Source organism: Pseudomonas sp. F01002, from assembly GCF_004402115.1.
GTDB lineage: Bacteria > Pseudomonadota > Gammaproteobacteria > Pseudomonadales > Pseudomonadaceae > Aquipseudomonas > Aquipseudomonas frigoris.
The window spans coordinates 53,330-73,011 of record NZ_SOPU01000017.1 but is presented as its reverse complement, the minus strand read 5'-3'; the positions used below and the strand labels follow the sequence as shown (position 1 = coordinate 73,011).

At 57.5% G+C, this 19,682-nt stretch carries 13 protein-coding genes and 1 pseudogene; 4 read left to right on the top strand and 10 right to left on the bottom strand.

Annotation, left to right across the window (positions count from 1 at the left end; genetic code table 11):
• Window positions 1–7 precede the first annotated feature (7 nt).
• On the top strand, window positions 8–934 hold the full coding sequence (locus E3W21_RS12490; protein ID WP_134420072.1) for a LysR family transcriptional regulator: 927 nt from the start codon (window positions 8–10) through the stop codon (window positions 932–934).
• Here the strand turns inward: E3W21_RS12490 and E3W21_RS12485 are convergent.
• The 6 genes and pseudogenes from E3W21_RS12485 to E3W21_RS31150 form a co-directional block, all read right to left on the bottom strand.
• Window positions 923–1,876 carry a GNAT family N-acetyltransferase gene (locus E3W21_RS12485; RefSeq protein ID WP_134420070.1) on the bottom strand — a complete coding sequence of 318 codons (954 nt, stop codon included), beginning with the start codon at window positions 1,874–1,876 and terminating at the stop codon, window positions 923–925. The genes E3W21_RS12490 and E3W21_RS12485 overlap by 12 nt on opposite strands.
• On the bottom strand, window positions 1,876–3,165 hold the full coding sequence (locus E3W21_RS12480; RefSeq protein WP_134420068.1) for an AMP-binding protein: 1,290 nt from the start codon (window positions 3,163–3,165) through the stop codon (window positions 1,876–1,878). Before E3W21_RS12480 ends, E3W21_RS12485 begins: the two co-directional genes overlap by 1 nt.
• Window positions 3,166–3,233: 68 nt before the next feature.
• The gene (locus tag E3W21_RS12475) at window positions 3,234–5,636 is read right to left on the bottom strand and encodes an acyl-CoA reductase (RefSeq protein ID WP_134420066.1); all 2,403 of its coding nucleotides are present in this window, start codon (window positions 5,634–5,636) and stop codon (window positions 3,234–3,236) included.
• 1 nt (window position 5,637) lies between these two features.
• Window positions 5,638–6,768, bottom strand: a complete 1,131-nt coding sequence (locus tag E3W21_RS12470) for an acyl-protein synthase (RefSeq protein ID WP_134420064.1) — start codon at window positions 6,766–6,768, stop codon at window positions 5,638–5,640.
• A 21-nt stretch (window positions 6,769–6,789) separates the two neighbouring features.
• Window positions 6,790–8,030: pseudogene (locus tag E3W21_RS12465) on the bottom strand (MFS transporter).
• Between the two features lie 276 nt (window positions 8,031–8,306).
• On the bottom strand, window positions 8,307–8,444 hold the full coding sequence (locus E3W21_RS31150) for a hypothetical protein (protein ID WP_165353291.1): 138 nt from the start codon (window positions 8,442–8,444) through the stop codon (window positions 8,307–8,309).
• A gap of 157 nt (window positions 8,445–8,601) precedes the next feature.
• Between E3W21_RS31150 and E3W21_RS12460 the strand changes: the two genes are divergently transcribed.
• On the top strand, window positions 8,602–8,790 hold the full coding sequence (locus tag E3W21_RS12460) for a hypothetical protein (protein ID WP_008024801.1): 189 nt from the start codon (window positions 8,602–8,604) through the stop codon (window positions 8,788–8,790).
• Between the two features lie 18 nt (window positions 8,791–8,808).
• On the opposite strand, the gene E3W21_RS12455 is transcribed toward E3W21_RS12460, so the two are convergent.
• The gene (locus E3W21_RS12455) at window positions 8,809–9,180 is read right to left on the bottom strand and encodes a fe2+ zn2+ uptake regulation protein (RefSeq protein WP_129444411.1); all 372 of its coding nucleotides are present in this window, start codon (window positions 9,178–9,180) and stop codon (window positions 8,809–8,811) included.
• 244 nt (window positions 9,181–9,424) lie between these two features.
• On the opposite strand from E3W21_RS12455, the gene E3W21_RS12450 reads away from it, so the two are divergent.
• Window positions 9,425–11,764: an acylase gene (locus E3W21_RS12450; RefSeq protein WP_134420062.1), complete on the top strand. Its 2,340-nt coding sequence runs from the start codon at window positions 9,425–9,427 to the stop codon at window positions 11,762–11,764.
• A 55-nt stretch (window positions 11,765–11,819) separates the two neighbouring features.
• Here E3W21_RS12450 and E3W21_RS12445 read toward each other — a convergent pair whose 3' ends face one another.
• Together E3W21_RS12445 and E3W21_RS12440 are read right to left on the bottom strand one after the other, a co-directional pair.
• The gene (locus E3W21_RS12445) at window positions 11,820–12,821 is read right to left on the bottom strand and encodes a FecR family protein (RefSeq protein ID WP_134420060.1); all 1,002 of its coding nucleotides are present in this window, start codon (window positions 12,819–12,821) and stop codon (window positions 11,820–11,822) included.
• Window positions 12,822–12,919: 98 nt separating this feature from the next.
• Entirely contained in the window at window positions 12,920–17,743 is a 4,824-nt protein-coding gene (locus E3W21_RS12440) for a dermonecrotic toxin domain-containing protein (protein WP_134420058.1), read from the bottom strand.
• A gap of 231 nt (window positions 17,744–17,974) precedes the next feature.
• Here E3W21_RS12440 and E3W21_RS12435 point away from each other — a divergent pair, with 231 nt between their 5' ends.
• Window positions 17,975–19,015, top strand: coding sequence for an Ldh family oxidoreductase (locus tag E3W21_RS12435; protein WP_134420056.1), 1,041 nt, complete (start codon window positions 17,975–17,977; stop codon window positions 19,013–19,015).
• 295 nt (window positions 19,016–19,310) lie between these two features.
• Here the strand turns inward: E3W21_RS12435 and E3W21_RS12430 are convergent, their stop codons facing one another.
• Entirely contained in the window at window positions 19,311–19,628 is a 318-nt protein-coding gene (locus tag E3W21_RS12430) for a YqjD family protein (protein ID WP_134420054.1), read from the bottom strand.
• Window positions 19,629–19,682 lie beyond the last annotated feature (54 nt).

Here is a 19,682-nt window from a genome sequence, read left to right as displayed (position 1 = left end):
AAAAGCAATGGACCGTTTTAACGCCATGCGCGTATTCACTCGAATCGTCGAACTGGGCGGCTTTGCCAAGGCGGCGGATAGCCTGCAATTGCCCCGGGCCTCAGTGACCATCCTGATCAAGCAGCTGGAGGCGCATCTCGGTGTGCAGTTGCTGCAACGCACGACGCGGCAGATCAGCCTGACGCTCGACGGTGCGGCCTATTACCCTCGTTGCGTACGGTTGCTGGCGGACCTGGAGGAAACCGAAGCGGTGTTCAGCGCTGCACGCAACAACCCCAAGGGGCTGTTGCGCGTGGACATGCCGGCGGGCGTGGGACGCTTGATGGTGATCCCGGCATTACCGCACTTTACTGCCCGGTATCCCTTGATCGAGCTGGAAATCGGCTTGAATGACCGGCCAGTCGACCTGATACGCGAAGGCGTCGATTGCGTGCTGCGGGGCGGCGACTCACTGGACGATTCACTGGTGGCGCGGCCGTTGGCCATGCTGGACCAGGTCACGTGTGCCAGCCCCGACTACTTGAAGCGATTCGGAACGCCTCAGTGTCTGGCTGACCTTGAAGGCCATCAGATGGTGGAGTACTTCTCCAGCAGCAACGGCAAGCGTTATGGGCTGGAGTTCATGGTCAATGATCAGGTTCAGGCTATTAATCTACCCAAGCAAGTCTCGGTCAACAGCGCCGATGGCTATCTGGCCGCTTGTGAGGCGGGGTATGGTCTGGTCCAGACCCCGTATTACCACGTAGCCCGCCAGCTGAGCGAAGGCCGTTTGTGTGAAGTCCTCAGGACGGTGCCGACACCGGGGATGCCGCTGACGGCGCTCTACCCGCCACACCGCCAGTTGTCCCGGCGGGTGAGGGTGTTTGTCGACTGGCTGGTGGAGCTTTGCGCGCAGCCGGGCAATGACTTTTATCGAAAAGACTCATGCGGCTGAGCGGGCTCTGTTCAGCGCTTCGGCGCAACTCTGCGTGTTGGCTTTTTGCTGTAAATCGTCATGCAAACGTTGCATGTGCGGGCAGTGCAGGTTGAGGTGTCGAGACTGCGCCCCTCGATGAAACAGGGCGAACCACCCATTGGTGTTTGATGTAGGCATCAGCCCGGTAAAGGTGAAGCCAAGGGCCGCCAAATTGCGAAAGTCCTGGGCAAAGTGCCGTGACATCTGAAGTTTGGCCGAGATCAGCCAGTGCCTGGGCAATTGACCGATCTGGTCAAGCAGACGTTTGGTCAAACGCTGAATGACCATTTCGAATCTTTTATGGTGTTGCTTGAGTTGCAAGGGCAGAGAAGACAACGGCGTCGTGTCCGGATGAGTCCCGAACACGGAACACAAGTGCTGCATAAACCCCCGGCAGCTGTCAGGCCATGGGATGTCGGGGAGTGGACGCGTATGTCCTTCGGCGACGTAACAACCCATCACGATGGTTTCCGGCAGCGGCTCAGCGAAGGGCGAAGGGACGTAGTCAGGAAGCAAACCCGTGCTGTGGAAGCCGATGTTTGCTGCCATGCGTTGCGTGTAGGGATGGTGTGTCACTTGTTTGATCGAGACGCTCTTGAACCCCATGGAACCTGACCGCGACAGCAACTCCCGTCCCAGACAGGTTGCGATACTCTGCCCCTGCGCGGCGGGATGCACCACACTGAGGGCCAGCTCGGTGGTGTCCGCAGGTGTGTCATGGCACAACGCGGCATGCCCTAGAACGCGTACGTCGTCCACCGCCAGCACCGACTTCCAGCGCCCCTCGGCATTGTGCTGATTGATCATATTCGGCAAGTAAACATCCGGCTGGACGTAATGATCGCCATAGACCTCGCGAAACAACTGGCTCACGGCACGTGCGTCGGATGGCCGATAGGGTCGAAAAATCAAATGAGGCATCATGCGGGCTCCGGCGACGGTGCGTCATACACGCGCAAGTCCAGGACCCGCAGTTGTTTGCCGGAGCGTGGGTGAAGCTTCAATGCGGTGACCGCACAGGACAACACTCGCAACTCCAACAGACCCTCGCGGCTCAGTTCCTCGATGGCGGGATAGTGTTCAACCAGCGCCTCGTACAACTCTCGGCACACCGGTACGGTGGCCATTGATAGCGCTGAGGGAACCCACTTCACACTCAAAATATCTTTGTATTCGTCATGTTCGATCAGCAATTGCCATTGGTCGTTGTGGGCAATGCGCTGGACGATCTGCTGGATGTCATCGATCAGCAGCGACAGCACCCCGACTCGCACTCGCTGGCTGTGCACACTACGTCCCTTGAGGGCGAATTTGCGCTTCGGGGTTGAGACGGGTTCGCGCCAGCACGCGCGGTCGCCCACCGGATAACGCAGCAGTGGCATGAGCCGGCGAGTCAGATTGGTCACCACCAATAATCCGGTGCGATCGCATTCTTCGATGACTTCACCGGTGAGTTCATCGACGATCTCCAGCAAGGTTTGTGGTTCAAACACCCGATGCTCGCCCAAGGCGCAGTCGCGACCGCTGGCCCCGATAAGGCCGGCGTCTACACTGGCGTAGCCAATGGAAGCAATGCGCACGTTGGGAAACATGTCGGTGAGGATTGCCACCTGCGGGGCAAACAGGCTTTCGCCGCCGTACAGCAACGTATCAACCCCGCACAGTACTCGCCGATGCTGGTTCAGGTAGGCCGCCAGTCGCAGCAGCTGTGCCGGGACACCGACCAGCACGTTGATCCGATGCTGATCAATCGCATCGGCCAATACATCCAGCTCGACTTGCCCGGTAAATGGAAACTCGCAGATCGATCGCCTGACGTGCGCCAGTGAGTCGTGGATGAACAGAAAACTGGCGTAAAGATCACCGGAAAAAAACAGATTGGCGACACGGTCGCCGTCGTTCAGCTGAGAGGAGAAACTTTCTCCGAACGTACTGACCAGTTCTTGCCATTCGTTATAGGTGTACACCGTCAGTTTGCCCTGGCTGGTCGATCCGCCGGTTTTAAACACCAGCGCATCGTCGACCTTTGCGGTCAGGACCGGCCAATGACTCAAGTCATTGCTGCCAGACCAATAGTCCACGGCGTTGGTGAGCGGTATATCTTGTAACGTAATGCCCTGCGACGGTAAGTGTTCCAGTTGTTGGCGGTAGAAGTTTGAATGTTGCCTTATATAAGGCAGTAGTTGTTCGAGCGAATAAGTTGATTTCACTGGGGTCTCTCTTTTTTTTATCAGGCGTCTAGAGGTTAAAAACAAGTTGTGAGTAGTCGGCGGTATTTTTATTTTCTTTTATCAATAACCATCGGTGTTTTGCCGCTGTGTTTGTTTCGAGTGAACGCTTGCTCCGTGCACACTTGAACTTCGACAGTTAACAGGTTGGCATTTACGGCATTTGCCAGCGCTTCATGGTTCAGCAATGCGTTGCGAACCTGGTTGATGTCTGCATCCGTTAGAACGTTGAGTCGCTCGACGCCATCAGGGGCGTGGTCCAGAACAATCTGAATGGGCGCGCCGACGCTATCCTGCAGAGCCGACGGCGAAATGAACTCCGTGCCCATTCGCACCAGTTTTCCGTGGCGCTGGAGCAGTTCGAATCGGGGTGAGTCCAGCCCGCACGGGCAAGGTCCGGGTATCCAGCGACCGGTGTCGCCCACGTCATATCGGCGCACGGTTTGGCCCTGCCGCGCTCGTGAAGTAAACAGCAGGCGACCGATTTCATTCGCCTGAACCGGTTCATCCTGTTCGATCTGCACAATTTCCAGATGCTGGGTATCGCACATCAAGTGAAACACCCCGTTCGCGGTGGCTGCGCACGCATGCCCCAAGGGACCTGCATCGACGGAGCCATAGATCGCCGAGCGGATCATCGAGACCCCGCAGCTTTCCATTAGGCTCAGGCTGGTTTGGCCCGGATGCTCGCCGCCGAGGAACACTTTGCCAATACCTGCGTACGTGCGGAGTCGGGCCTGCTCGTTGAAGAACAGACGATGCAAGGTGCTCGGCATGCCAATCAGCACGGTGACACGCTGGTCAACGATCAGTTGGGCGATTTCGCTGAAGTCATCGTCCTGGGGCGCACCCATGGGGAAATGTGTGACGCCCATCTGTTCCAGTATTTTGGTAAAACTGAGGAAGCCTCCGTACAGGCTGCCGCCGTAAAACAGGTTCATGACCCGGTCCTGTGAAGGATCGAGCCCGGCGGCGAACAGGCCGTCGGCCGCTGCGCGCATCTGCCGTTGAAAGTCGCGATAGCTGAAACCGGCGAGGGCTGGAGTACCGCTGCTCCCTCCTGAGCGAAAATACAATTGCGCCGCAGCGCCCATCGGCTGGGTCGTGAAGGTGTTTTTGTCCATGATCGGCGCACGGGGGGTTTCAGGGGCGGGCGGGACCGGGTCGAGCGTTGCCCGGCCAGGCAAAACATCCGGCGACAGGCTCACCGAGAGGCGGCGACTCAGACGCGTCAACGCGTAGACGCCATCATGGGGCTCACCGGCGTAGCCGTCATGAATCGCCGCGCAAGGCGCAATACGGGTGACCCCAGCGTTGACCAGCGTTCGCACAAGTCCTGACGTTTCTGTCGGAGAGCAAATCAGTGCGCAGCTTTGCAGGACAGTGCGCCAGGGCAACAGCGTCTCGGCGATCATGTGTTGCGGCACGGGCTTGAGCAGCACAGTACGAAACAGCGGTGAAGGCGCGAGCGTCTGATGGTGTTCCCAGATGATCCGCCATCCGTGGCCGGCCCAGACCTGGCCGGTCTGGATCGCAAAACAATAATCCAGTTGCGCCATGGCCGTGCGGGTGGTGATCTCGCACGCTTCCTGGTCCGTGGGCACCAGCGCCGGCCAGTGCGATGCGCGACGCTTGAAGGCTTCGCTCAAACGCTCGCCCAGGTCCTGCAGGATGGCCGGGTCGTTGCTGTCCACCAGCAGCCATTGCGGGCTGGAACACGCTTGCTGATCCAGACTGCAAACCTCATCCACCAACGCATCCAGCGCCGAAGAGTTGGCCGCGTCAGGCGACAGATAAGCGAAACTGATCCTGTGCCCCCAATCAATCCAGCGACATCCAGTGGGGATCTGCTGACGAATAGCCTTGAGCGCCTTTTCACCGCCCCAGGCTGACACGCCATCGGCCTGGGCGCAGAGTTCGGCAATCCAAGAGGTGTCAACGGGCAGCACCGCGACGAATTCGCCAAGCCTGCCACTGGTGTCGCACTTCACAAAGGCAGCCAGCAATTGCGCAGTCAAACCCGCATCGCTGGCGCTGGGGCGTAACCAGTTAATGTTACCGGCCAGCAGGCCTTCGAGAACCGCGCAGAACGCCAGCATCGGCGCATTGCCCGGCGTCACATGCACCACCAGTCCCAAGGGGTGCCAGCTTTCAAAGCGCGGCTGCCGGTAGTCGATACACCTCAGCGAACGGGGTTGCGAGCCCAGTTCCCGCTCAAGCTTCGTGCTCAGGTTGCTGCGCTGGCAGAACTCGATCAGTCCCTGACATTGATCGTCGTCCAGAGGCAGGTTCAGACTGCGAGTCTGTAGTTGCGTGGCGAAACGAGCCGCGGTTTCGATGACGGTCTCGCTGTCGATCGGTGCAGAAAGCAATCCGGGCAATTGTTTTCGAAGGCTGTCGAGGGCGCTTTTCGGGCTAACGTCGTCACGCAGTTGGCCATTGATGAGGTACATATCAAGCCTCTCCCAGCAGTTCTGAGGCCGCCATGGCGCAGTTGCGGCTGGCGGTGGTGCCTGCGCGTCCGTGCAGCTCGAACCAATCGGTCGTCAGGCCGCATCCGCAATGTGCGCCGGGGTGTAATGTCGCCAGATCGCCCATGACCACAGCATGAGCAGGGCTTGACGAAATGTACGGGGAGACGAATTCCAGCAAGCCGCGTTGGCCGTATGGCCGGACCGTGAAATCGGATGGGTTGCGCACGAAAACCTTCGAGTAAATGGGCGCATGAAAATGATGGTGGGCACATTGGATGTAGGGCACGGCATGCTCGACGGCGCCGTAACCATCCCGACAGCGGGACAGGTCGATGCCCAGTTGCCGGTTGATTCGGGCATACAACTCAAGCAAGGGAATCTCTTGTGCTGCCTGGGTTTTCCAGCCGCCTCCCAGAAACACCAGTGACTGGGCGGGTAGCTTGAGATTCGGTGCCGTGGTGTTCTCCATGTGCTGTAGCGCATGGGAAAGAAACGCAGGAAATCCGATTATCCGTACGGGCAATCCCTCGTCGGCAAACTCCTGCAAGGCGCGAATCACGCCAAACAGGTCGAACTCGTGACCTTTACCCGTCCGGCGCAATCCGTAGACGACTCGATTGACGGGCGCATAGCTGCAGAGAAACTGGTCGGTGTAAGCAGTGCCCAAGGTGATGGCCGCCTCGGGCTCGTAGCTAAGGAGCAAATAATTGCAGGGGCTTTGCGGAGTATCCCAGCCGTAGTGCCGGAAAATGTGGCTCACCATGCCTTGGGCCGCCGCCATGCTGCGAGGGTCATAGCGCATGCGACTCCTCTGGCCGCTGGTGCCGGATGAGGTCAGCTCCAGCGCGCCTTCGCCGGTGGGACCGAACAACAAGTGGCGTTTGAAATAGTTTGCGAAAATCGGTGGCAACCTGGACCAGTCATCCAGTGTCTCCAGGTCCTGGGCATCGAGCCCGTTGGCGTTTAGCCAGCGTTCGTAGCCAGGCGTGTGGTGACAATGAAACAGGCTGATTTCCCCCATCGCCTGGTCGAACAGACCCTCGGGTACGGAATCCAGGCAATAGGGTTGCGTTAACGCGCAGAGCGCATCGGTGTGGGGTAAATGGATCATCAAAAGACCTACTGTGTGGTGTCAGACGGCAAGCGCGATGTGAGCGCGCCGCAGAAAGAGGCGTAGGGGCGCCAGGCTCAGTAGCCCCGCGATACCCGCCATCAAAGCGAACGATTCGTGGCTGTCACCGGCACCGGCGGCCGCAATAAGGGAGCCGCCGCCACCCATGACGGCGATCGAGATCATGCCGATCATGGCCGAGACCAGACCTTTGCTGTCGTCGCTGGCGAACAGTGCAAGCCGGTACAGCGCGGCATTGCTCATGCCAAGCCCAACGGCGTAAAGCGCCAGGCAGCTGATCAGCACGACTGTCGAAGCGCCGTAGACGCTGATGGCGACTAACGCGATGAGCCCACCGCAAAACGGCCAAAGCGAGTATCGAATCAGTTGTGGCAATTCAGCGTTGGCAATCAGTCGGTTGAGGATCAGATTGCCGAGAATGACGGAGCGAACACCGGGATTTGCCACAGGCCATAGTGCAGAGTTGAAAGCCCCTGGTTGTGGATCAGCAAGAGCGGCGCCAACCCGATCCAGGCAATCAAGGGCAGGCTCATCACGCCCAGCGCGACTGCGGCGCAAAGGAATCGCGGGTTAGTCAGCAGCGCGGCATAGCGGCGCAGAGTGCTGTGCCATTCAAAGCGCACGGCTTCCAGTCGCTGACCGTCGTGGCGCAGGGTGCCCACGGTTTCCGGCATGAACAGGTAAAGCCCGAGCCAGACCATCACGCCGCCGATACCCAGCAGTAAAAACAATTCCCGCCAGGACAACCACTCCAGCAGCAGACTGCCGAGCAACGGCCCCAGAAGCGGGGAGAGCAGTGCTACGTTCCCCAGCAACGCCATGATTTTGACCGCGTCGGCTTCGCAGAAAACTTCTTGCAGGGCCGGGTAGCTGACCGCGATGACAAACCCCAACCCCATGCCCTGAATCAGTCGCAAGCCATTGAACGCATAAATGCTTTGCACGTTGAACGCGGCGGCACAGGCCAGGGCGAATACCGCGCAACCGATGAGCAACATCCGGCGGCGACCGAAATGATCAGACAGCGGGCCAATCAGCCATTGCAGAAGCATGCCGCCGGCCAGATATAGATTGAAGGCGTAGGGGACATGGTCGGGGCTGGCATCCAGTTGTCGGGTGACGGTCAACATGCCCGGCATGATCATGTCGCTGGCCATATAGGTCAGCAGTTCGAAAAAAGTTATTGCAAGGCAAAAGCCAAACAAATGGTGGGGGCTGATATTGATTAAAGGCTTGTGCATGGCATCCCTGTTCTTTGCTCAAAAGTTAATAACGGGTTTTATTGCAATGCGCCGAGAGTAATCATCGAATATCAATAGCTCAATTGGTCGATTAAGACCGAAAGCTTCAATGGTTATCGCTATGTTTCGATGTGCACAGGGAAGGAAACAAGAAGTGAATACGCATGTACGAAAAATGCCCGCGACAGGGCGGGCATTTGTTCAGTGGTTATTGGGTAGGGTATTTGTCTTACGAATGAGTGTTCAATTATTCACACGATATGAAACTGCCAACCGTTATCGATGCTGGTAATAACCCGGTCCGCCACGGTCGTAATGATGGCCGCCGTGCCAGCCGCCGTGGGGGAAAATGATGCAGCCGCTCAGGGAAAGTATGGCAAGCAGCGGAATCAGCAGTGTGATTCGACGGAACATTTCAAAATCCTCATGGTTATCGCCACTATGAAGCCAAAACTCTTCATCGGCTGTAACATGAGACCCCGTTTGTAGCGTTCCATCCCCGGAGAACGGTAGGGGCTTGGCATGCGCTCTGATACAAACCGGATACATTTTTCAGGTTCAGGAACTCGCAATGACTCAGTCGCAACGTTTGAAATACTCGATTCTGATCTCCCTCGTGGTGTTGGGGATCATGTTCGGCCTTTCGTATCTGCAAAACGCAGGCGTCATCAGCGAGAAGCTGTTTCAGTACATCGCCATCGGCGTGGCGGTGATCGTAGTGGTGATCAATGGCGTGATGCGCCGCAAGGTCAAACCCTGAGTGACGCAGCCAAGCTGATTACTCGCGATGGAGCATGGCTACAGCGTCGGGATGCAGGCTGTAGCTTTTGTCCGGGGTGAGCGTGATCACGCCTTCGCTGCACAAGCGTTTCAACACTTCCCGCACACTGAGAAAGGACAGGGGAATATCCAGGTCCAGCAAGTGGCTGTGCACGCCACGCACGCCAAGGCTACGGTCGCTTTCGGCGGCGCTCAGCAAGGCGTCGATGACTTTGAGGCGGATCAGACTGGTTCGCAGACCATAGCTTTTGAGCAGTAACCTGATCCGCTCGTTGCCATTGCGCTCACTGCGTTGACTGAAAACACCGGAGCCCATGGCAGAGCCCTTTGGCGCATTGCTACCGTCCGTTGGCAGTTGCGAGTTGTACATGCAAAAACTCCTTTTCCGAGCCGGCCAGGAAATGTGATGGGTGCTCTCATTCAATAAGACGTACGAGCAGGGCAAATAATGAAGCCCCAAATGTAGAAATTTTGTCGCCATCACGTCAGTGGCCTGTGAGATGTCCGTGAAAAGCGCCTTTCAGGGCCTAAATTTTTGTCATTTGTTTCGTTCCTAGGGGAAGGCGCAGTGCGTGTATGACGCAGGGTGTTTGTCTTTTCGATCAGGAGCGAGCGTGATTATTTCCAGGCAGTTAACCCGGTTGAGCCTTGCAGGCGTGTTGGTAGGCTTGAGTCTTGCGGCAAACGCACGCAGTCAGCAGGAGCAGGCGAGCGCCGACATTCGCCGGACCAGTTTCGGTGTGCCGCATATCCGTGCCGACAACGAGCGCGGGCTCGGTTATGGCATTGGTTACGCCTACGCTCAGGACAACCTGTGCCTGCTGGCCAATGAGATCACTACCGTGAACGGCGAACGTTCACGCTATTTCGGCCCGGATCAGTTCACGGTCGAAGAACGCGAAAACCTGGTCAGCGATCTGTTTTTCAATTGGCTGAACACGCCACAGGCCGTCGAGGGTTTCTGGCAGGCGCAAACCCCGCCAGTGCGCGATCTCATTGAAGGGTATGTGGCGGGCTATAACCGTTCGCTGACAGAACGTCGGGTGCAGGGTTTGCCGCAGCAGTGTCAGGGCGACTGGGTACGCGAGATTACCGCCCAGGATCTGGTCAAGTTGACGCGGCGCCTGCTGGTCGAAGGCGGAGTAGGGCAGTTTGCCGAAGCCTTGGCCGGTGCCACCCCCCCTAAAGCCGTTGCACATGTGGCAGTCGAACCGGTGTCGTTCCAAATGGCCGCCTCGCGCATGCAGCGGTTTGCCCTGGACCGCGGCAGCAATGCCGTGGCGGTCGGCAGTGAGCGTTCTTTCAACGGCCGCGGCATGTTGCTGGCCAATCCGCATTTCCCTTGGGTCGGCGGGATGCGTTTCTATCAAATGCACCTGACCATTCCCGGCAAACTGGACGTCATGGGCGCGGCGCTGCCGGGGTTGCCGATGATCAACATCGGTTTCAACCAGCACCTGGCGTGGACCCATACAGTGGATACGTCCAAGCATTTCACCTTGTATCGCCTGCAACTCGATCCCAAGGAATCGACCCGCTATCTGCTTGATGGCAAGTCCTTGCCGATGCAGAAACAGACCCTGACTGTGAACGTGAAGCAACCGGATGGCCAGACTCGGCCAGTTTCTCATGTGGTCTACAGTTCGCAGTTCGGCCCGATCGTGCAGTGGCCCGGAAAGCTCGACTGGGACAACCAGTTCGCCTACAGCTTGCGCGACGCCAATCTGGATAACGACCGGGTCTTGCAGCAGTGGTATGCAATGAACCGCGCGGTCAGCCTCAAGGACTTGCAGGCCTCGGTGCACAAGATCCAGGGGATCCCGTGGGTCAACACCCTGGCGACGGATGATCAGGGGCAGACGCTGTACATGAATCTCTCGGTCGTGCCGAACGTCAGTGCCGACAAACTGGCCAGGTGCAGTGATCCGCGGGCCGGTTTGCAGATGATCGTCCTCGACGGTTCCAACAGTGCGTGTGCCTGGGACATCGACCCGACGGCTGCACAAAAAGGCATTTTTGCGGCAGACAAGTTGCCGCAACTGTTGCGCAAGGATTTTGTGCAGCACTCCAACGATTCGGCCTGGATGGCCAACCCGGCGCAACCGCTCACCGGTTTTTCGCCGCTGATCAGCCAGGATGGCCAGCCATTGGGGCTGCGCTCGCGTTTTGCGCTGGATCGCCTGAACACGTTGAACAAGGCAGGTCCCATAGCAGCGACGGATCTGCAACACATGGTGATGGACGACCAGGTGTATCAGGCGGCACAAGTGATGCCGGACCTGCTGCAGTTCTGTGGGGCGGCACTGGGTACCGATGCGCCAGCGCTCGCGCCGCTGTGTGCCAGTCTCAAGGCCTGGGATCGCAGTGCGAATCTGGACAGCGGCCTGGGGTTTGTGCATTTCCAGGATGTCATGGCGTCGCTACAGGAAACGCCTGATCTGTGGCGTGTGGCGTTCGATCCGAAAGACCCGCAACACACCCCGCGTGGCCTGGCGGTCGATCGTCCGGAAGTCGCAAAGGCAGTTCGCGAAGCGATGCAGGCATCGATAGCGAAGATCAACAAGATGGGGCTCAAGGCCGATAGCCGCTGGGGTGATATCCAGGTGGTCAGCAGCGGTGGCCAGCAGACACCGATTCACGGTGGACCTGGCACTCTGGGGGTTTATAACGCCATTCAGAGCGTGCCGAGAACCGACGGTAAACTCGAGGTCGTCAGCGGGACCAGCTATTTGCAGGTGGTGACCTTCGATGACAAGGGGCCGCAGGCCCAGGGGCTGCTGGCATTCTCGCTCTCCAGTGACCCGGCCTCCAAGTACTCCAGAGATCAGACCGTGGCATTTTCCAGGAAGCAGTTGAGTGTGTTGCCGTTCACCGAACAGCAGATAACGTCCCAGTACCAGGTTCAGACGATCCGCGAGCAGGATGAAAAAGCCGGGAAGGTGGCCGTACAGTAACGCTGATGGTGTTTGAACGAAGAATGAAGGCCGCACCTTGCAAAGGTCGCGGCCTTCAGCTTTTTGGGGTTTGTTGCGGAATGGAATTGAGGACCGGATTGCCATCCTTGTTGCGGGTCAGGTAGACCGGTAACACCTTGGGCAGGGAAGCCACCAGGTTGTTGAGCTCTTTGATGTTGTAGATGCCGCCGATGCGAATCGAGCCAGTGCTGTTGTCGGCCACCATCACCGGTTTACTCAAGTAGCGATTGATCAATGGCAATGCGTCGGTCAGCGCCAGATCATCGAGCACCAGTTTTCCGCTGCGCCACGCCATTGAGTTGTCATTGTCGTAGGTCTGACTGATCCGGGGAGTGAAGTCGCCGCGTCTAAAGCTCGCCTGCATCGCGGGCTCAAGGCGCAAGCCGTCACCCGTCAGGGCATCATTGCTGCTCACCAGCACCGAACCTTCTATCAGGTTCACACGTACCTGATCTTCATACATCCAGACGTTGAATTTGGTTCCGGTGACCCGAATCCTGCCTTCGGCCGCTTTGACAATGAAGGGGTGCCGAGTGTCATGGCTGACGCTGAAGAAGGCTTCGCCTTTTTTCAGCGTAATCCGACGTTGATCCTTGTAGTTACTGAACGTCAGCTCAGTGCCCAGGTTCAGTTCCACCTGACTGCCATCGCTCAGGGTGACCTGGCGGACATTGTCGTTCGCCTCGAAATGTTGGTAGGAATTGGGTAGCCAGCCCAGGTTCCAGCCGGTATAGGCCGCCAGCGGCAATGCCATGGCGCAAACCGCGGCGGCGATACCCAAGGTGCGCCAAGGCGTAGCAGCTTTGGCGCGGACCATCGGGACCACGGTTTCTGGACGTGGCAGGTCCCCCGCGACATCCCAGATCTCCAGCATGGCCTCGTACTCGAACGCGTGAAGCGGATGAGCGTCATGCCATTGCTCGAACGCCAGCCGCTCTTCAGCAGTGCAATCGTTGGCGTGCAGACGCATGCACCAATGCGCAGCGGCATCGGTGACAGCGTCGTATTCGGCTTGCGAGAGAGGGGTGTCGGTCATTGACTCATCCTGATTTCCTGCATTCTAACCTTGTGAGGAAGTCTGCGAGAACAACCGTCATGGCAATGACCCACCAAATGGGAGTTTATTTTTCTGATTCACGGGGTGCTGGTGTGCAGTTGGCGCCCAATATGGCTGATGAGCCATGCAACGCTGTCGGCGTTGCCGAGTTGCACCTTGAGTCTGACCAGTGGATCTCTCTTGAAAATTTTGCGGGCACCGCTCAGGTTTTCTCCGCCGGTCAAGGTCAATATATGCGCTTTTACCCGATCAGTATTTTCATATGAAGTGCTGCCCGGATCCTCCCACACACCGGTATCAGGATCTTCGGTCATGAACAGCTGAGTCAGGGGTGTCTTGATCGAGAGTGCGGTGTCCTGAAGCGTGGTCAATGCGTGCTTGAGGTTACTGGCGGTTGCGCTGGCCGTTCCAATCAGATGGGAGAATGGTCCGCCAGAATCGAGGTAAGCAATGTCTTCGGTGTTGCAGACGAGGTGGGAAAGCTCATGAATAAGGGTTACTGCTCGGGCATGCGTGTTGATAGGGAAGGCAGAGTCAGTAAGATGTGGGCGGTAGATGTCGAAACCGGTGTCGAAGAATTTTTCTGCCAGATAAATTTTCCGCTTTGCATCCGTTGGAACGGTGAAACCGAATGAAGTTGCCGCGCCACTGACCAGCCTGCCGACTACAAAACGGCTGCTCTTCGGCTTTCTGAGTGAGGGGTCCAACAAGGCCGCAAAAATGTCGCCCAAGACTTTCTCAAGCTGCTCCACATGCGCGGACTGCACCTGCGGTACATCAAAAAAATCCATGATGAGTTGATGCACTGGGGTAACCGTTTTGTCGGAAGACTTCAGCAATTGCAGGTTTTGAAAGCAGTTCCAGGCATAGGTGGTTGCCAGGTCCAGCGCTTCGTCAATCTGACGAGCCTTTTGCGGAAACAGTCGACGGATTTCGGGCATTCCATTGGCATCGACGTTCATGCCCGCCCAAACTGAAAATGCGGTGCGCAACCGATTGCCGATGCTGAAACGGGGCGTTGGCGTTTGCCTATCTAGAACCCATTGTTTCGACACGTTCTGAGTCAGCCGAGGCCCACGAATTTTTGTGTCAGCGATGCGCCAGTGTGTGCCGCGCTTTGCGACCGGATATACCTTTCCTTCAACCGGTGCGTAGGTTTTTTTTGTCGTCGGATGGGTATAGAGCCCAAGACTTGAGTTCAATGTGAGCGAATTCAGATCGACGTCCATGCTTTCATGACGCTTCAACTGCGTACGTTCGGGGGCTGTAATGGCAACGTTCTGCCATTTGAATCGGGTATCGGGCGTTTCTGGCGCAGGTGTACTTGGCGTAGAAGATGACTTCGCTTGCGCTTCCAGCGATTGTCGCAACGAGGCCAGTTGCGCAATGCCGCTGATAAATTCCTTTATCGCCGCCCCCCATTTGTGCGTTTGAAGGTCTTCGGCGGATTGCTTGATGTCGCGATAACTGCGCCACACCGTGATCGGGTAGGCAAGCTTGCCCGTCAAGAACGTAAATGCCTCATGCAAATCTTCACTCAGCACATGCTTGATGGTTGCCCATTCACCCTGCTTGTTGTCATCGATCTGACAACCGAGCAATCGGACTAATAACCCGACGTTGTCGTTGAACAAGTGTTTGAACAGATTCCCCTTGATCGGATTGGACGCCAGCGTCACTTCGGGGAGGCGGTTACTGGAGGTCATCATCCTGTACTCAAGCTGTATCCGATCAGGCTGCGGGAGGTTCATGAGTACCCAGTCGAGCAGACCGCCGCGAGTCTTCAGTTCTGTCAGCAGTTGTGTTTCATTCTTATATTCTTTCACTCCGTGCCGAGGGCTGTGAGGCGCGACAAGGACTTGTGGCGCGGTGCTATCGGCCGATGAGCCAATCAGATAGACGCCTGGCACTTTGATCGCCTGTCCACTCTTGATGCCCAGGAGTTCAAGTGGGCGGATGATCGCGTGGGCACCGTCGACTGCCGCGCGGGCGATAGCGTCAGGCATGTCCATGACTTGGCGTATCAGATCAAACCCCGTCTCGCTCAGGCGCTCCTGCAGTTTTTCCGTGTGGGCGTAATGCATCAGCTGCCAGGGTAATTGCGTGTAAAACCGCTTCCTGCGGTCCGTTGCATTCGCCTGGGTGTCTGCAAAGGCTTCGTTCAATGTCTTTTGTTGATGTTCACCCAGCTTCAAGTTTCGTATCAGGGCTCTGATGTAGCTTTGGTCCATGTCCTCGGGAATCTCGGTGTTATCAAGCGACACCAGTGTGAAATGGGTTTTGTCCAGATCCTTGAGATGGGTCAGTGCAAAGTCGGTCAGGGTTTGGGTGCTGGGCGCAGACCTCGAGCGTGCGCTGATCAGGATCTGGACCTTATCCGGATCGATGTCGAACGTATCTGCCTTGAGTTGTTTTTCAAGTGCATGGTGCGCCGTGCGCGCCAGGGAGCGTATGCCGGTGAGGTAGTCCTGGTCGTCGGTGACGTTGTTGAGGTATTGCTGAAGCAACTCCCCATGCAGTATCTGGTCTTGAATGGACGCCTTGGCCAGCCATGCCGGCAGTTTTTGCTGGGTCGTCAGGGATTGGGCGATGTCCGTCGCGCGGTCTAACCCCGTCATCGGTTGACGCAGCGCCACCAGCTTCAAAAGACTGGCCAGGGTCGTCGCGGGAAGCTTCGTGGCCAGCGCACGGGTGACGCACGCCTGGTCCAGCTGGACATAGGGCTTTTGCACGTGATCGAGAAAATGCTCATCTATTCGCTGTAGCGGCGCCAGGGTGTAAGTCTGCCCAGCCACTCTCTCGCTACGCCCAAGGTTCTCCAGAAGGGTGGTGCGATCATCGGCGTCCTTGAGGCGTCGATCCAGCTCGGTCAGCAACGGAGTCAATGCCCCGAAGGCTTCAAATCCCGACGCCGGCGTCCACAAAATCGCCTTGCCCGAATGCTTTGGGTCCAGGCCTCCACGTTCAGTCAGCACAAAACAACTGGCCAGTTTCAACGGGGCCGTGGCTTCGCTTGCCTTCAACGCCAAGGAAAATACGTCCGGAAAAAAGCCGTTCAATGCAGCTCGATGCAAGCGTACCGGGGTATCAAGCACGGTTTTGATGATCGCCTGTTCCATCGCACTCAGGGTGCGCGTGACGGCGTGCAGCTTCAATTCACTGCGCAATGCCGTTGACAGGGTGTGAGTGAAACTCGATTGCAAGCTCCCGAGCGACGAACCGACGATGCGCTGCGCCTCGGTAATCGTGCGGGTTGTTGTGGGAATGACCGGATGGTTGTCGAGGAGTTGGTCGAGCGCCACCTTAACGGAGGAGAGTCGGGCCAGTTGCTCTTTGGCCGACTCGGCACGAACGGTGGCCGGTTGTGCGCTCCAGCGCTGGTCCGCGCGTGTACTCCAACGTCCTGCGGTATCGGCCGCCAGCAGTCGGTCGTCGATCAATCCCCGGACATCCAGTGCCTTGTCGATCAAGGCATGAGGATCCTGTGTACCTTCGCTTTCACGGTAACGGCTCAGCGCGTGGGACAGGTTCTCCCGTTGTTTGCCAAGGATGTCGTCCATCAATTGTTCAAACACCGGGCTGATGATCGGTTCACCGACAATGACGCGCTCATCCGGCTCCAATGAAAGAAACGTGCCGCGTTCGCCCAAAGACATGAAGTTGAGCAGCGTGTCTTCGTGGCCTTCGCTTTTCATCATCTCCAGGACGATTCTCCTGACAGCGGGCAGGTCGCTCGTCGCCTCAATGCCTCTGGACTGTGTGTACAGAAAGCCCAGGGTTTCGCGGCTGCCGATCATCAAGGTCGAGGCCAGCTGCGCGTAATGCTTGAAGGGCGCGGTGATACGCACTTTTTCGATGCGAAGAGGATCGACGGTTTCAGGTTCGAGGCTGACATTCATCAGTCGCAGGTATTCCTGCGTCGTCAGAACACCTTGCTGACGCTGAAGCAAAAGCTTCACGTGATAGGTGTCGCGCAAACCCTCGGCAAAAAACTCCGAGCGTGACTGCCCGTTGTTCATCGGTGTGTTCCAGAACGTCTTGAGCAGGCTCTGCAAGTGAGGGGTAAAACTTTGCGCGATCTCTTTGACTGCGCTTTCCCAGGCCTGGTTATCGGCGTCGCTGCTCACACTGTGTTGGGGATTGGAAAAGACTCTGGAATCGCCAGTCGGCCACTCGTTGGTCAGGTAGTAATGCAGCAGGGCATCGCTCAGTGAATGCGAGGAAAGCGTGTGCTGGTAATCGCTGCCGTCGGAGGCTGAAATCGTCCTGACAAAGCTCTTCAGTCGAGTAAGACGCTGGTCCAGTCTGGGGAACGGTTTGTGCAACGCGTTCTTGAGGGTATCGTCCAGCATCGATTGCAGCGTTGGCAGCTTGACCAGCTCACCCATCATCGTCTTGATGTTCTGAGCCTGATTGCGCTCGAGGGTGAGCTCCTGGTCCTGGAACACCGCACCTTCGACTATTTGCGTGGCAATGTCTGGCGCAGTGGTGGCGGGTAAAGCGCTGCGTTGTTCGATGGAGAGAAAGCGCAATAACTCACGCTTCCCGGTGGGCTGTGCCAACCATTCCTTGAGTCTGCTTTTGAGGTCCTCCATGTCCGCGAATTTGATCAGGCCTTTCCACGGTGTGTAGAGCGTGACTTCTCCATCGTTGGGCCGGCTCATGGCAAAAGCGCCGGCCAGGGGGATATCGGGTGCATCAGGCACGCTTAAAAGCAGCTGATCGACGTGCATAGGCTTGCTATTGGCGCCACGGATTGCATGCGTCGCCAGATAAACAACCTTCAACCACTTCAGGTCATCAATCGTGAAGGACAGTGCCATTTCACGTTCATCGGGCTGTCTGGCATTGGATGCAAGTTCTGCCTCGTCGAAAAAATACGGGAGTAGGGGAGCAGACATGGTTTTTCCTCGTTGTGCTGCGATCGGCGGGTAATTGCCGGTCGTTGGATTGAGGAAAAACAGTACGGTCAGTGGAAGGCTCGGGGGCGGTACATATTGCTTGATCCGAACAGACTGTCGAGACTTGACAGGAAGCCGGTAGAACAGCGCTTAATCGACAACTGTTTTGGGTTGCCCTGCAACCTCGCTTCACCCTGTTGCCCGTACTCAATAATAAAACTGGAGCTTCAGATGACCGCAACGCCCGAAGTGGCCGTCAGTTCGAACACTCAAACGCTCGATTTCGACGCGCTCGTTCTTTTGCTTGAGCAGATTTTTCAGCGCCATGGCACCTCCGCCGAGGTGGCCAGGATACTGGCCCTCAACTGCGCCGGCGCCGAACGCGATGGCGCCCATAGCCATGGCGTGTTCCGCATTCCCGGTTACGTGTCAACGCTCCAGAGCGGCTGGGTCAATGGCCAGGCCGTGCCGGTGGTCGAGGACGTGGCTTCGGGCTTTGTCCGGGTCGACGCCGGTAATGGTTTCGCCCAACCGGCCCTCGCCGCAGCACGCGGTTTGTTGGTGGAAAAAGCCCGGAGTGCCGGCATTGCGGTGCTGGCGATTCGTAACTCCCACCATTTCGCAGCCTTGTGGCCGGATGTCGAGCCCTTTGCCTATGAAGGGCTGGTGGCGCTGAGCGTGGTCAACAGCATGACCTGCGTGGTGCCGCACGGTGCCGATCGTCCGCTGTTCGGGACCAACCCGATTGCTTTCGCCGCCCCTCGGGCTGACGGCGATCCGATTGTCTTCGACCTGGCGACCAGCGCCATTGCCCATGGTGATGTGCAGATCGCCGCGCGCAAGGGTGAGCGTTTGCCGCCAGGCATGGGTGTGGACGGTCTTGGCCAGCCGACCCAGGACCCGAAAGCGATTCTTGAGGGCGGCGCATTGCTGCCGTTTGGCGGGCATAAAGGTTCGGCGCTGTCGATGATGGTGGAACTGTTGGCGGCGGCGTTGACCGGTGGCAATTTTTCCTTCGAGTTCGATTGGTCGAATCATCCGGGCGCCAAGACACCGTGGACTGGCCAACTGTTGATCGTGATCGACCCGAGCAAGGCGGCCGGGCAGAGTTTTGCCGAGCGCAGTCAGGAACTGGTCCGGCAGATGCACGGTGTGGGGCTCAAGCGTTTGCCAGGTGATCGACGTCACCAACAACGGGCCAAGTCCCGCACCGAAGGCATCCGGCTCGATGATCAGACGTTGGCGAGTTTGCGGGAATTGGCCGGACTCTGAGTACTGCATAAAACCCGGGCAAGAAAAAGGCGAGCTCGTTGCTTAATGCCGGTCAGTTAAGCAATTTCAGCTGCGACGCACTTCCTTGTAGCAGCTGCCGAAGGCTGCGTTCGGCTGCGCAGCAGTCGTGAAATCAGACGATGCGGTGTTTCAGGAAGACCGCAAACCCAGGTTTTACGACTGCTGCGCAGACGAACGCAAGCTTCGCCAGCTGCTACGGATTGTGTCGTTTCTTAACTGACCGGCATTAAGCTCAATGCTCGCCTTTTTGCTTTTGTACCTAAAGCAGAACCGCTTACCGCCGACCCAGCAACAACCCGACTACCAGGCCGAAACCGGCAGAGATCGCCACGGTTTGCCACGGATGACCACCGATGTAGGTTTCAGTGGCTTCGACCGCAGGTTTGGTCCGGTCTCGAACGCTGGTGACGGAGTCCCGAGCCTGCTGAAGTTTCTGGGCGATCTGCCCACGAAGTGTGTCCGCTTCCTCACCCACCATCGAGGCACTGCTCTTGAGCAGCTTTTCCGACTCTTCGATCAGAGCCTGAAGTTCGCTGAAGGCTTGATCCTTGATCTGGTCTTCGGCGACTTGTGCGGCGGTTTTTCGGGCCATTGAGGTACTCCTTGCAGATAAATGGACAGTGAACAATGGAGTCTGTCGTCAGCG

Excerpts from the sequence above, each read along its gene's own strand:
- E3W21_RS12490 (WP_134420072.1), top strand. The coding sequence starts at position 8 with ATGGACCGTTTTAACGCCATGCGCGTATTCACTCGAATCGTCGAACTG.
- E3W21_RS12485 (WP_134420070.1), bottom strand. The coding sequence starts at position 1,876 with ATGCCTCATTTGATTTTTCGACCCTATCGGCCATCCGACGCACGTGCC.
- E3W21_RS12475 (WP_134420066.1), bottom strand. The coding sequence starts at position 5,636 with ATGTACCTCATCAATGGCCAACTGCGTGACGACGTTAGCCCGAAAAGC.
- E3W21_RS12470 (WP_134420064.1), bottom strand. The coding sequence starts at position 6,768 with ATGATCCATTTACCCCACACCGATGCGCTCTGCGCGTTAACGCAACCC.
- E3W21_RS31150 (WP_165353291.1), bottom strand. The coding sequence starts at position 8,444 with ATGTTCCGTCGAATCACACTGCTGATTCCGCTGCTTGCCATACTTTCC.
- E3W21_RS12460 (WP_008024801.1), top strand. The coding sequence starts at position 8,602 with ATGACTCAGTCGCAACGTTTGAAATACTCGATTCTGATCTCCCTCGTG.
- E3W21_RS12455 (WP_129444411.1), bottom strand. The coding sequence starts at position 9,180 with ATGTACAACTCGCAACTGCCAACGGACGGTAGCAATGCGCCAAAGGGC.
- E3W21_RS12445 (WP_134420060.1), bottom strand. The coding sequence starts at position 12,821 with ATGACCGACACCCCTCTCTCGCAAGCCGAATACGACGCTGTCACCGAT.
- E3W21_RS12440 (WP_134420058.1), bottom strand. The coding sequence starts at position 17,743 with ATGTCTGCTCCCCTACTCCCGTATTTTTTCGACGAGGCAGAACTTGCA.
- E3W21_RS12435 (WP_134420056.1), top strand. The coding sequence starts at position 17,975 with ATGACCGCAACGCCCGAAGTGGCCGTCAGTTCGAACACTCAAACGCTC.
- E3W21_RS12430 (WP_134420054.1), bottom strand. The coding sequence starts at position 19,628 with ATGGCCCGAAAAACCGCCGCACAAGTCGCCGAAGACCAGATCAAGGAT.